We start from the raw sequence: 12830 nt of genomic DNA, 5'->3' as shown, positions 1-12830 counted from the left end.
GCGCCGGGACCTGCGATCATGACGCCTGATCCGCCTGGCCCACCGGCCACCACCTGGCGACCACCCGGCGAGCGCCGGGTCCATACCTGCCCACAACCTGCCCACACCGACGTCGCAGCTCGACGGAAGGACGAACAACCATGGCTGAGAAGCAGTCGATCCTGGGGCGCATCGCCCAGCTCACCCGCGCCAACATCAACGCGCTCCTGGACCGCGCCGAGGACCCGGAGAAGATGCTCAACCAGCTGGTGCGGGACTACACGGCGTCCATCGCCGAGGCCCGTGACGCCGTCGCCCAGACGATCGGCAACCTGCGTCTGGCGGAGAAGGACCACGATGCCGACGTCGCCGAGGCCAAGGACTGGGGCAACAAGGCCCTGGCCGCCTCCCGCAAGGCCGACCAGCTGCGCTCCGGCGGCGACACGGCCGGCGCGGACAAGTGGGACTCGCTGGCCAAGATCGCGCTGACCAAGCAGATCACGGCGGAGAACGAGGCCAAGGCCGCCGAGCCGATGATCACCTCCCAGCGTCAGGTCGTCGAGCAGCTCAAGACCGGCCTGCAGCAGATGGAGGTCAAGCTCGGCGAGCTGCGCTCCAAGCGCGACCAGCTCATCGCCCGTCAGAAGACCGCCGAGGCCCAGGTCAAGGTACAGGGCGCCATCCGCTCCATCAACGTCCTGGACCCCACCAGCGAGCTGTCGCGCTACGAGGACCAGGTGCGTCGGGTCGAGGCCCAGGCCGCCGGGCAGATGGAGCTGGCCGGCTCCTCCCTGGAGTCCCAGTTCGCCGAGCTCGAGGCCTCCGGGGCCAGCCTGGAGGCCGAGGCCCGCCTGGCGGCCCTGAAATCCGGGCAGAACCCGGCCCTTCCGGGCGCCCAGCAGCAGGCCCCCGCCCAGATCACCGACGGTGACGACGCGATCAACGCCGCCTTCGCCGCCCTGAAGAACCAGGGTCAGCCGGCCGGCGAGGAGACCTCCTCCTACTGATCTGAGCTGAGCTGACCTCGCCGCGCCACCCAGGCGCCTCAGCCACGCAGGCCGCCCGGTGCTCACCGTCCCGATGAGCACCGGGCGGTTTCGCGCCCCTCGACGCCCGCCGACGCGGGCCCCGGCCGGGGACGTTCCACGCGCCCGGGGACACTCCACTCCAGCCGGGGGACGTCTCACGCCTTCGGGGACGGGATTTCCGCACCCGACGGCGTCGATCGTCCCCACCGGGTTGATTCTGTCCCCGCCCGCGCAAACCGCACCCGATAGCGTCGTCAGCAAAGAAGGCCGATATTCGGTGCAGTGTCTTCGAGCGTCGCCGGAGGCTACTGGACGCCACGACCGGTAGCATGAGCCTCATGAGCGTACCGACTTATCTTCTCGTCGATGGCGAGAACATTGACGCCACTCTCGGCATGAGCGTGCTGGGACGGCGTCCCGAACCCGAGGAGCGGCCCCGTTGGGACCGAGTCCTCGCATACTGCGATGAGCTGTCATCCGCCGGCGCCGCCGAGGGTGAGGGGAACGAGGCCCGTGCCCTGTTCTTCCTCAACGCCACCAGCGGCCATATGCCCATGAGCTTCATCCAGGCCCTGCTGGCCATGGACTACCGCCCCGTGCCGCTGGCCGGGTCCGGAAGCAACGATGAGAAGGTCGTCGACATCGGTATTCAGCGCACCCTGGCGGCGCTGGCCGAGCGGGTCGAGTCCGGCCAGGAGGCACACGTCCTGCTGGGCAGCCACGACGGCGACTACATCCCCCACATCGAGCGGCTCCTGCAGGCCGGCGCCAGGGTGGGGATCCTGTGCTTCCGCGAGTTCCTCAACGCCCAGCTGGCCGCTCTGGAGGGCGAGGGCCTGACGATCTACGACCTGGAGAGCGACGTCAAGGCCTTCACCATCCCGCTGCCGCGCGTGTGCATCATCCCGCTGGAGGACTTCGACCCTCTCGCCTTCCTCTGATTCCTCTGACCCGACGGCGGGGCGGCGACAGACGTCGTCGCCCCGCCTCATGTCACAGCCCGACTCACCCAGGAGTCGCCGGCGCTCACCTCTGTTCAAGCAGCAACCACACAGTCCCCCATTTTGTGGGATTTCCAAGACTTCCTGGCCCTACAATTGGCGTGAGGTCACACTAACCACTTGACCTATCAACAGCGACCATTCGGAAATCGTCCAGGAAACGACCAGAAACTGAAGGGATGGTGAGACTCATGGAGCGTTCCCAGCAGTCCCGCACCGAAGCTCACCTCCTTGTCGTTGACGATGAACCCAACATCCGCGACCTGTTGGCCTCGTCCCTGCGCTTCGCAGGCTTCGAGGTCTCGATCGCAGGCGACGGCAACGGCGCACTGAAGACGGTGGAGAAGACATCCCCCGACCTGGTGGTCCTCGATGTCATGCTGCCCGACATGGACGGCTTCACCGTGGCACGGCGCCTGCGCGAGCGTGACGTGACCACCCCGATCCTCTTCCTGACCGCCCGCGACGACATGGCGGACAAGGTCCAGGGCCTGACCGTCGGCGGCGACGACTACGTCACCAAGCCCTTCGGGCTGGAGGAGGTCATCGCCCGCATCCGTGCCATCCTGCGCCGCACCCACGCCATTGAGAGCCAGGACGACGGCGTCGTGCGCGTGGCCGACCTGGTCCTGGACGAGGACGCCCACGAGGTGTACCGCGCCGAGGTCGAGGTGGATCTGTCCCCCACCGAGTTCAAGCTCCTGCGCTACCTCATGCTCAACGCCGGGCGCGTCGTGTCCAAGGCCCAGATCCTCGACCACGTCTGGGAGTACGACTGGAACGGCGACGCCGCGATCGTGGAGTCCTACATCTCCTACCTGCGCCGCAAGGTGGACCAGATCCAGGGCGCTGACGGCCAGCCCGTCACCCCACTCATCCAGACTCGTCGCGGAGTCGGTTATATGCTCCGCGAACCCAAGGCCGAGTGATGGCGGCGGCGCGTGGGGGGAGCACGCGCCCGGCCAAGTCGTCCGGTAAGCAGCACCGCCCGATCAAACGGGGCCGATGGCACCCGATCACCGCGATTCAGCGGCCCTGGCAGGCGATGCCGCTGCGCACGCGCCTGACCCTCATGACCACCGGCCTGCTGGCCATCGGGCTCATCGTCGTCTCCTTCGTGGTGACCTCGCTGCTCTACAGCCACATGATGGGCCAGATCGACAGCCAGCTGCGCACCACCTCGGTGGCCATCGGAAGCCAGGGACTGGCCCAGATCCGCGAGGGAGGGACCAGCAGCACCACCTTCCCCTCGAACTACTACGTCAAGGCCGAGTACCTCGACCCCAGCCGCAACGGGGAGTGGATCTCCCCGGACACCGCCGCCACGTACGGCCGGCCCCAGCTCAAGGGCCTGGACTACCGGCGCGCCCTGGCCCACGCGGACAAGAACGACTTCCCGATCACGACGGTCAACTCCGATCAGCCCGGCCACCAGTGGCGGATGATCACCCTGCTCATCCGGGACCAGAACACCGGCGAGTACACCGGCGCCGTGGCCCTGGCCCTCCCGCTGAGCGACGTCATGGAAACCGTCGAGCGCACCCGCCTCGTGGTGGCGCTGGCCGACGTCTCGATCATCTCGGTGGGCGCCATCTTCGCCACCTACCTGGTTCACCGCTCGTTCCGCTCGCTGCGCCAGATCGAGAGCGTGGCCGCCCGGATCGCCCACGGCGACCTGTCTGCCCGCATCCTGGTGACCGAGCCGCGCACCACGGAGGTCGGCTCGCTGCAGCGGGCGATCAACACGATGCTCACCCAGAACGAGAGCTCCTTCGCCGCCCAGGTCGTTGCCCAGGAGCGGATGACGCGATTCGTCTCCGACGCCTCCCACGAGCTGCGCACCCCCCTGGCCGCCATCCGCGGCTACGGCGAGCTCTACCGGATGGGCGGGGTACCCGCGAACAAGACCGGCGAGGTCATGGGACGCATCGAGACCGAGTCCAACCGGATGGGGCGTCTCGTCGACGATCTCCTCCAGCTGGCCCGGATCGACGAGGGCCGGGAGATGTCGATGGAGCCGGTCAACCTCACCAGTCTGGCCGCCGGGGCCCTGAGCGACATGATGGTACTGGCCCCCGAGCGCGACTGCGGCCTCATCCCCCTCGACCCCCGCGACGAGGCCGCAGGCAAGGAGGCCCCCTCGCTCCAGGTCATCGGCGACCGCGACCGCCTCTCCCAGATCCTCACCAACCTGCTGGGCAACGTGGTGCGCCACACCCCCTCCGGGACGCCAGTGGAGATCGCCATCGGTATGGCGCCCCCGCGTGCCAACCCGACGGCGCAGCCGGTCGTCGTCGTCGAGGTCCGCGACCACGGCCATGGCGTGCCACCGGAGGCGGCCGAGAAGGTCTTCCAGCGCTTCTACCGCTCGGACACCTCCCGCAACCGGGAGACTGGAGGTTCCGGGCTGGGGCTGGCGATCGTGCTGGGGATCGTGGCCGCTCACAAGGGCACGGTCCAGATGCTCCAGACCCCCGGCGGCGGCGCCACCGTCCACATCGAGCTGCCGCCCGCACCGGCCTGGTAGTCCCCTCCGCGCTTCTGCCGTGTCTGTTCACGTCTGAGGCGTGCTCTTGGGTGGAGCGCTGGGGCAGGGCGGTTGTCCTGAAGGCGACGGCAGGCTGATGGGCGAGGTCTGGTGGGCGTGGGTGTCCATGGTGCTGACATCAACACTGCTCCGACGCCACGAGCCGAAGGCGAACCGTGGAATTCCAACGATCCTCCGGGAGTGCTTCGACGGCGGGACCGTTGATGTCAGCGCTGTGGACACTGGGCTGCTTGCGGGATCGGCTCCGGGGGGGCTTGGCGGTCGTGCCGGACGCTCTCACCCCGTGGCCGGCCTCACTTTCCCCCAACCGGGTGCGCAACACCTCGGGGAGGGCCGGCGACCTGCGAGAACGACAAGAGTGGCGCGCGAGACACTGTGTCACGTCGACGTCGCGGCGAGGACAGTCCTACGATGGCACGCGTTCCATTTCCAACACGGAGACTGACCCATGGGTGTCATCGAAGCACCGCAATGGCTTCTGCCCGCCTTCACCCGCTCAGTGAAAGCGATCGGCGCCACGCAGCCCCCAGAGGCGATCGGCTCCGCCGGCGAGCTCCTCATCGGGCGCTGGTCCACGCCGGACCGTCGCTTCCACAACCTTCGCCACCTCATCGACATGCTCGCACGAGTCGATGAGCTGGCCGAGGAGTCGCACGACCCGGACATCATGCGGGTCGCCTGCTGGTACCACGGCTGCGTCTTCTCCTCCGAGGTCGAGGAGGTCACCCGTGGCAACGGCGGCGAGGACGAGACCGCCTCGGCGGCCTTCGCCGAGGCGGACCTGCGTCACCTGGGCGTCCCGATGGAGACGGTCAAGCGGGTGTGCTGCCTCATCGTCAACCTCAAGCGGCACATGCTCGCCGATGACGACATCGACGCCCAGGCCCTCATCGACGCCGACCTGGGGACCCTGGCCGTGGACCCCCAGACCTACGCCGAGTACGTGCGGCTGCTGCGTGAGGAGTACTCCCACATCCCCGTGGAGGAGTACCTGCGCGGCCGCCTGACGATCGTCTCGCGGCTCCTGAACCGTGACCACCTCTTCCACTCCCCGCTGGGCCAGCGCTGGGAACACCCGGCTCGGGAGAACCTGGCGGCCGAGCAGCGGCGTCTCCACGAGAAGCTCGCCAAGCTCGCCGAGGGGCGGGGGACGCCGGCCGATCCGGCGGCCCCCGCGGCCGGGGCCGCGCAGGAACCGGTGCGCACCACCCCAGTGGCTACGTTGGCCAGTCCCGCCGCCGCAGACCCCGCTCCCGGGACTGGCGGGCGGCCGGGCGAGGCCGCCGAACGCGATCCCCGAACCCCTCCGCTGGGCCTCCAGGCGCTGCCCGCCGAGGACCCGCTGTCCGGCCCCGCCCAGGACGGCGATACCCTGCGTCTGGACCCCACCGCGCTCAGGGCCCTGAGGTCCACTGTGTCGGAGACAAGTGCGACGGCGGCCGTCTCCCCGTCGAGCGCCTCCTCGCCGCGCACCCCCGCCCGCGGGGTCCCGGCCGTGGCCTCGTCGCGCCGCCTCGTCGAGGCGCCCGCGGAGCGGGGCGAGGGGCGCGAGGACAAGGACAGCGAGGAGGCGATGACGCACACCGCCTCCATGGAGTCGTGCATCGCGGACCTGGACCTGCTCATGACCTCGCGCAACCGCTCCGACGACGCCGAGGACCGCCGCGCCCGGGTGCAGGCCGAGCGGGACAAGCTCACCGAGAGGCTGCGGGCCAAGACCCAGGAGGCCAAGGAGCTGCGCGAGGCCCGTACCGGCGAGATCGCCCCCATTACCGAGGAGATCATCGACGACGGCGCCGGGGACCTCTGAGGCGCCGGGCGGGTCCTCCCGTTAAGGACGGCCCGCCTTGCGCGGGGCCACAGGCCGCGATCTGCAGGTCCCCTCCACAGGGCCGGCGGCTCACCCGGTACGCCGCCCGGGCAGGCCCCTACCGTGAGAGGCACAGCGCGCACCTCGGTGCACCACCTGCACACCGCGCACGGCCCTCGGGCCGCCTCTCATGAAAGGACGCCCTCATGCCCACCTATTCCGTCGATACCGCCGCGGTGGCCGACACCGCCGCCCGGACCCGTACCCGCATCGCGACGATCCAGACCGAGGTCGATGGCATGCGGGGAGACATCGGCCTGCTCCAGTCCTGCTGGACCGGGACGGCGTCGGACTCCATGGCCGCCTGCGCGGCCGACTGGCACCTCACTCAGCTCCAGGTGCAGTCCAATCTCGATCAGATCAGCCTGGCCCTGGACAATGCCGCCGTCTGCTACGACGACGCCGAGACCTCCAACCAGGGCCGTTTCGCCGGCTCGGCGCCGGCTCAGGCCACGGGCTCGGCGCCCTTGGGCGCCTGGTAGGGCTGGAGGCGGCGGACCGGTGAGGACTGCGCCGCCTCTCAGCGACCGCGCCGCACGGCCTGCCGGCACGCACCCAGCCGGCCCGCCCGGTACGGACAAGCACAGCCAGGCACAGGCAAGCGCCGACGAGTACGGACACGGCGGCGGGCCGCCCCTCACGTGCGTGAGAGACGGCCCGCCGCGGTTCCCGGGGCCGGCCGACGTCGCGGCCGGGCCACCGGGTGATGACTGGCTCGTAAGCAGTCGCGTCGATCAGTACATGCCACCCATGTCGCCGGCGCCACCGTCGGCCGGGGCGGCCGGGGGCTCGGGCTTGTCGGCCACGACGGCCTCGGTGGTCAGGAACAGACCGGCGATGGAACCGGCGTTCTGCAGGGCGGAGCGGGTCACCTTGACCGGGTCGGCGATGCCGGCGGCCAGCAGGTTGACATACTCGCCGGTGGCGGCGTTGAGACCCTCACCGGTGGGCAGGTTGCGCACGCGGTCCACGATCACACCGCCCTCGAGGCCGGCGTTGGCAGCGATCTGCTTGAGCGGGGCCTCCACGGCGACCTTGACGATCGCGGCACCGGTGGCCTCGTCGCCCTCGAGCTTGAGGGTGTCGAGGACCTCGGCGGCCTGGAGCAGGGCGACGCCACCACCGGCGACGATGCCCTCCTCGACGGCGGCCTTGGCGTTGCGCACGGCGTCCTCGATGCGGTGCTTGCGCTCCTTGAGCTCCACCTCGGTGGCGGCACCGGACTTGAGGACGGCCACGCCGCCGGCCAGCTTGGCCAGACGCTCGGAGAGCTTCTCGCGGTCGTAGTCGGAGTCGGAGTTCTCGATCTCCAGACGGATCTGGGCGGTGCGGGCCTCAATGGCCTCCTTGTCGCCGGCGCCCTCGACCAGGGTGGTCTCGTCCTTGGTGACGACGACCTTGCGGGCCTGACCCAGGTCCTCCAGGGTGGCGTTCTCAAGCTTGAGGCCGACGGTCTCGGAGATGACCGTACCGCCGGTGAGGATGGCCATGTCCTGCAGCATCGCCTTGCGGCGGTCACCGAAGCCGGGGGCCTTGACGGCCACGGACTTGAAGGTGCCGCGGATGCGGTTGACGACGAGGGTGGCCAGGGCCTCGGCCTCGACGTCCTCGGCGATGATGGTCAGCGGCTTGCCGGTCTGCATGACCTTCTCCAGCAGCGGCAGCAGGTCCTTGACGTTGGAGATCTTGGACTCGACCAGCAGGACGTAGGAGTCCTCCAGGACGGCCTCCTGGCGGTCGGGGTCGGTGACGAAGTAGGGGGAGATGAAGCCCTTGTCGAAGCGCATGCCCTCGGTGACCTCGAGCTCGAGGCCGAAGGTGTTGGACTCCTCGACGGTGACGACGCCCTCGTGGCCGACCTTCTCCAGGGCCTCGGCGATGAAGGCACCGATCTGCTCGTCGGCGGCGGAGATGGAGGCGGTGGCCGCGATCTCCTCCTGGGTCTCGACCTCCTTGGCGTCGGCCAGCAGGCGCTCGACAACGGCCGCGACGGCCTTCTCGATACCGCGGCGAACGGCGATCGGGTTGGCGCCGGCGGCGACGTTGCGCAGGCCCTCGCGCACCAGGGCCTGGGCCAGGACGGTGGCGGTGGTGGTGCCGTCGCCCGCGACGTCGTCGGTCTTCTTGGCGACCTCCTTGACGAGCTCGGCGCCGATCTTCTCGTAGGGCTCCTCGAGCTCGATCTCCTTGGCGATGGTCACGCCGTCGTTGGTGATCGTGGGAGCGCCCCACTTCTTGTCGAGCACGACGTTACGGCCTTTGGGGCCCAGGGTGACCTTGACGGTGTCGGCGAGGGTGTTGAGGCCGCGCTCCATGCCGCGGCGGGCCTCCTCGTCGAAGGCGATGATCTTGGACATTGAGTTTCCTCCACTGCGTGGTAGGGGCGGCCGGTTCGTGCCCGCGACGGACGGATCGGTCCCGGGCGTTCACGTCACGCCCGACGCCGGCCCTCACGTTCCAGCCTGGATGAACTTGGTGCATTCAAGGATGCTTTGTCACTCGAGGTGCCCGAGTGCTAACCGCAATGCTGGCACTCTCGGCCCTTGAGTGCAAGGAGCTCAGTTCTCATCTGCGCTGAATCCTCCGACGGCGAAGCAGGGAATCGCTCCGGGGCCGCGGGTGGCCCCGCAGACGGTCCCGCGGGCGGCCGCCCCGGGGCGGCTCGCCGGGTCAGGAGGGCCGGTCTGCGGGCCGTGAGGCGGTGGCCAGCAGGATGAGCGCGCAGGTCCAGGCCAGGGGCACGGGGCCCGCCGGGGCGCCGTCGGCCAGGACCTTCTCCGGCAGGGCGCCGGCAGCGGTGCGGTGAGCCTCGAGCCACGCCAGCAGCCGGGTTCCTTCCTCCTCCATCCCCAGGGCCAGGGCCGACCAGGCCATGAGGGCGGTCTGCGGCGTCCAGGACACGCCGTCGTCGCGCCAGCTGGAGCCTGGGGCGAGGCCCCCGGCGGGGCGGCGCATGCGCGCGGCCGCTGTCCGTCGCACCTCGCGAGCCCCGGCCAGCGGCCGGGTGAAGGGCGGCAGGACCAGGGCGATGGCGGCGTCGACGTCGTCGCACCGAAGGTGCCGGCCCCAGGCGGGGGCGAAGTTGCGCTCCATGGCGCTGCGCACCGCCACCACCCGGTCGGCCAGGGCCTGAGCGGGGGCACCGAGGCCGACTCCGGCCCGGGTCAGCGCCGTCGCCGCCTCGAGCCCCAGGAGCACCGGGGCGGCCGTACCCAGGGTGAGGACCGTCTCGGCGACCTCCCAGTAGTCGGGTGAGGCCGCGGGCAGGTGAGAGGGCGTGCCCGTGATCCTCAGGAGCCGGGAGGCGGCGCGCGCCAAAGGCGCGCCCAGGCGATCACGCAGCCCCACGGCGGGCACGCCGTCGGCCAGGAGCCGGCCCGCGGCCCACAGGAACCATCCGGCGCCGTCGGCCTGGGCGGGACGGTGGTCCGGCACCCGGCCGCTGCTGGTGTAGCGGGCCTCGAAGCCGCCGTCGGCCCGCTGCCAGGAGGCCAGGTTGCCCAGGACGCCCAGCGCCTCATCGGTCAGGTTCACCGCACTGAGGGCGGCCGCGGCGAAGGCGGCGTCCCGGGGCCAGACGTAGCGCCAGATGCTCACGGGCGCCGCCACGACCGCGCCCGGCGGGAAGATGTCCGTCCCCTGTGGGAGGGGGTCGTGGGCATCGCTGCTCTTGGGGACGGCGGGCCCTGCGGTTGCGGGAGCAGCGCCGGTGGCGGGGACGGGAGCCGGGGTGGGAGCCGGCGACGTCGTCGGTCGGGTGGACGGGCCGGCAGGGCTGAGTGGGCCGGGCATGAGCGCCGGCCCGGTCAGGGCCAGCAGGTCGGTCAGGGCGCCGTCGGCCAGGTCCGCCCACCGGCCTTGGGGAAGGTGGGCCGCCCGGCGGCGGGCGAGCGCCTGACGGGCCAGAACGTCCCGCTGCTGAACCGTCAGGCCCCACGGTCCAGGGGCCTCGGGCAGGCGGGTCCCCGAGACGTAGGCAACCGTGTCACCCGGGGCCAGGGGGCACAGGGCCCCTCCCCGGCCCACGACGAGACCGCCGCTCAGCAGGGTCGGGGGGCGGCGGCCGAGGCCCACCAGGCGTGAGCCGCCCCAGAGGGCCGCGGCGGCGGTGAGCGGGACCGCCGCGGCGAGAGTCAGGAACCGACGACGCCCGGGAAGCGCCAGTGGTCTCATGCCCCTTTACTGCGGCTTGTAGTCGTCACGCAGGATGACCGCGATCGGGGCGCCCTGGGTGTTGTCCGCGGTGCCCTCCACCACGTTGCTGATCCCCAGCCGTTTGCCGATCTCCTCGGCGGCGGGCCGGGCCTCCGGGGAGCTGAAGTAGACCGTCGACTGGGCGGGCTCAGCGCTCTCATAGATCCCGGGGATGACCTCCACCGCGGTGAAGCCGCCGTTGGTGAGCTTCTCGCTGGCCCCCTTGGCCAGGCCGTCAGTATTCGTCCCGTTGGACACCGTGACTCTGGTGGTGAAGTCCACGTTGCCGGAGGGGCTGGCCGAGGCGCTGGGCTTGGCCGAGGCGGCGCCGGCGTTGTTCTCCGCGTTCTTGTCCGTGTTCTTGTTGTCACCGGCCTGTCCGCTCTGGGCGGGCTGAGAGGAAGAGGAGGAGACCGCGTCCGACGACTTGGAGCCTCCCGAGCCGTTGAGGAACAGCGTCACCGCGCCCCAGGCGAGCGCCGGGACAATGATGATGATCGCCAGCAGCGGCGCCCAGCTGCGCCACCGGGGCACCTGGGCACGGTGCACGCCCACGGGAACCGGGCCGTCATCATCGCCGACGTCGAACTCGTCCTCGGGGTAGTCATAGTTGCTCACCCTCACAAGATACCGGTCCGAGCGCCGTTCGTCGGGTATTGCTCACCACGTCCGGCTCACACGGCCGTGACATCGGGGCCGGCAAGATCCTGCAGGCGCCGCAGGTGGGCCGTTAGGCTCGCGGCGTGACATCCGCCAAGCCCCTGTCCGAGATCATCGATCCCTCCTGGGCGCGAGCCCTGGCCCCCGTGGAGCCCACAGTCCATGAGATCGGGGAGCGACTGCGCCAGGAGGTGGCCTCCGGCGTCGGGTACCTCCCGGCGGGGACCGACGTGCTGCGCGCTTTCACCTACCCGATGGACGACGTGCGCGTCCTCATCGTCGGCCAGGACCCCTACCCCACCCCGGGCCACCCCATGGGGCTGAGCTTCTCGGTGGCGCCCGGCGTCAAGCCCCCGCGCAGCCTGGAGAACATCTTCCGCGAGCTGGTCAGCGACCTGGGCGTGCCCCGGCCGACGTCGGGGGACCTGACGCCGTGGTGCCGACAGGGCGTCATGCTGCTCAACCGGGTGCTCACCGTTCGCCCGGGGGCGCCGGCCTCGCACAAGGGCTGGGGCTGGGAGAAGGTGACGCAGCGGGCGATCGAGGCCCTGGTGGAGCGCGGCGGCCCGCTCGTGGCGATCCTGTGGGGGCGGCCGGCGCAGTCGCTGACCCCGATGCTGGGGCAGACGCCCATCATTGCCTCGCCGCACCCGTCCCCGCTGTCGGCCTCGCGCGGGTTCTTCGGCTCGCGCCCCTTCAGCCGCGCCAACACGATCCTCACCGAGATGGGGGCCGCGCCCGTGGACTGGCGTCTGCCCTGAGCGTCGAGGCCGGCCCGGCCGTCTGCCGATCAGGCCCTGCTCACTCACAACGCGCCCGGACCCCATCTGGTAGACACGGCCCCATGCCCGCACGCCAGCCGGACCAGTCGTCCCACTCCGCCCAGCCCGCTCACGCCGCACCCGCCGACACTGTCCCCGGCGACTCCGCACCCGCCGCCCCCGACTCGCAGCCCTCGTCACCGTCCCGGGCCCGCCACGCCGCCGGCCCGGCCACGATCGACCTGGACCAGATCGCCCGGTTCCTGCCACGCACCGGCATCGGCACCGACGTGCACGCCTTCGCCGCCCCCGACTCGGGCACCCCCATGCACCTGGCCTGCCTGGAGTGGCCCGGCGAGGTGGGCCTGGCCGGTCACTCCGATGGCGACGTCGTCGCCCACGCCTGCTGCGACGCCCTGTTCTCGGCCGCCGGCCTGGGCGACCTGGGCTCGAACTTCGGCACCGCCGAGCCCCAGTGGAAGGGGGCCTCCGGGACTGCGCTCCTGAGTGAGGCCGCCCGCCGGGTGCGCGAGGCCGGCTTCGAGATCGGCAACATCGCCGTCCAGCTCGTGGGCGAGCGCCCGCGCGTGGCCGCACGCTCCGCCGAGGCCTCCCGGGCACTGTCCGAGACCGCCTCCGCCCGGGTCTCCTTCTCCGCCACCACCACCGACCACCTGGGCTTCCTGGGCCGCACCGAGGGCCTGCTCGCCGTCGCCACCGCTCTGGTCTACCCGCTGCCCGACGCCGTCCGCCCGGTCGTAGGTTAGTCCTCGCGGTCGTACCCTTAAC

11 protein-coding genes are annotated in these 12830 nt (G+C 71.0%); 8 read left to right on the top strand and 3 right to left on the bottom strand.

What is annotated here, in order from left to right; all coding sequences use genetic code 11:
• Window positions 1-140: 140 nt before the first annotated feature.
• From BKH32_RS04605 to BKH32_RS04575, 6 genes are all read left to right on the top strand, one after another.
• The gene (locus tag BKH32_RS04605; RefSeq protein ID WP_075248849.1) at window positions 141-986 is read left to right on the top strand and encodes a PspA/IM30 family protein; all 846 of its coding nucleotides are present in this window, start codon (window positions 141-143) and stop codon (window positions 984-986) included.
• 359 nt (window positions 987-1345) lie between these two features.
• Window positions 1346-1948, top strand: coding sequence for an NYN domain-containing protein (locus tag BKH32_RS04600; protein WP_075248848.1), 603 nt, complete (start codon window positions 1346-1348; stop codon window positions 1946-1948).
• A 251-nt stretch (window positions 1949-2199) separates the two neighbouring features.
• The gene (locus BKH32_RS04595) at window positions 2200-2937 is read left to right on the top strand and encodes a response regulator transcription factor (protein ID WP_075248847.1); all 738 of its coding nucleotides are present in this window, start codon (window positions 2200-2202) and stop codon (window positions 2935-2937) included.
• The gene (locus tag BKH32_RS04590) at window positions 2937-4535 is read left to right on the top strand and encodes a sensor histidine kinase (protein ID WP_075248846.1); all 1599 of its coding nucleotides are present in this window, start codon (window positions 2937-2939) and stop codon (window positions 4533-4535) included. Before BKH32_RS04595 ends, BKH32_RS04590 begins: the two co-directional genes overlap by 1 nt.
• Window positions 4536-5004: 469 nt before the next feature.
• Window positions 5005-6366: an HD domain-containing protein gene (locus BKH32_RS04580; RefSeq protein ID WP_075248844.1), complete on the top strand. Its 1362-nt coding sequence runs from the start codon at window positions 5005-5007 to the stop codon at window positions 6364-6366.
• Between the two features lie 206 nt (window positions 6367-6572).
• A complete protein-coding gene (locus tag BKH32_RS04575) occupies window positions 6573-6908 on the top strand; it encodes a WXG100 family type VII secretion target (RefSeq protein ID WP_075248843.1) in 336 nt (111 codons plus the stop codon).
• 252 nt (window positions 6909-7160) lie between these two features.
• Here the strand turns inward: BKH32_RS04575 and groL are convergent, their stop codons facing one another.
• From groL to BKH32_RS04560, 3 genes are all read right to left on the bottom strand, one after another.
• Entirely contained in the window at window positions 7161-8783 is a 1623-nt protein-coding gene (groL, locus tag BKH32_RS04570) for a chaperonin GroEL (RefSeq protein WP_075248842.1), read from the bottom strand.
• 313 nt (window positions 8784-9096) lie between these two features.
• Window positions 9097-10599, bottom strand: coding sequence for a glycoside hydrolase family 15 (locus BKH32_RS04565; RefSeq protein WP_075248841.1), 1503 nt, complete (start codon window positions 10597-10599; stop codon window positions 9097-9099).
• A gap of 6 nt (window positions 10600-10605) precedes the next feature.
• On the bottom strand, window positions 10606-11244 hold the full coding sequence (locus BKH32_RS04560) for a LytR C-terminal domain-containing protein (protein ID WP_081376692.1): 639 nt from the start codon (window positions 11242-11244) through the stop codon (window positions 10606-10608).
• Window positions 11245-11363: 119 nt separating this feature from the next.
• Between BKH32_RS04560 and BKH32_RS04555 the strand changes: the two genes are divergently transcribed.
• Together BKH32_RS04555 and ispF are read left to right on the top strand one after the other, a co-directional pair.
• Window positions 11364-12041, top strand: coding sequence for a uracil-DNA glycosylase (locus BKH32_RS04555; RefSeq protein ID WP_075248839.1), 678 nt, complete (start codon window positions 11364-11366; stop codon window positions 12039-12041).
• 83 nt (window positions 12042-12124) lie between these two features.
• Window positions 12125-12808, top strand: coding sequence for a 2-C-methyl-D-erythritol 2,4-cyclodiphosphate synthase (gene ispF, locus BKH32_RS04550; RefSeq protein WP_430383785.1), 684 nt, complete (start codon window positions 12125-12127; stop codon window positions 12806-12808).
• Window positions 12809-12830 lie beyond the last annotated feature (22 nt).

It is taken from the genome of Actinomyces oris (assembly GCF_001929375.1).
Taxonomy (GTDB): Bacteria; Actinomycetota; Actinomycetes; order Actinomycetales; family Actinomycetaceae; genus Actinomyces; species Actinomyces oris_B.
This window is presented reverse-complemented; position numbering and strand designations above follow the sequence as displayed.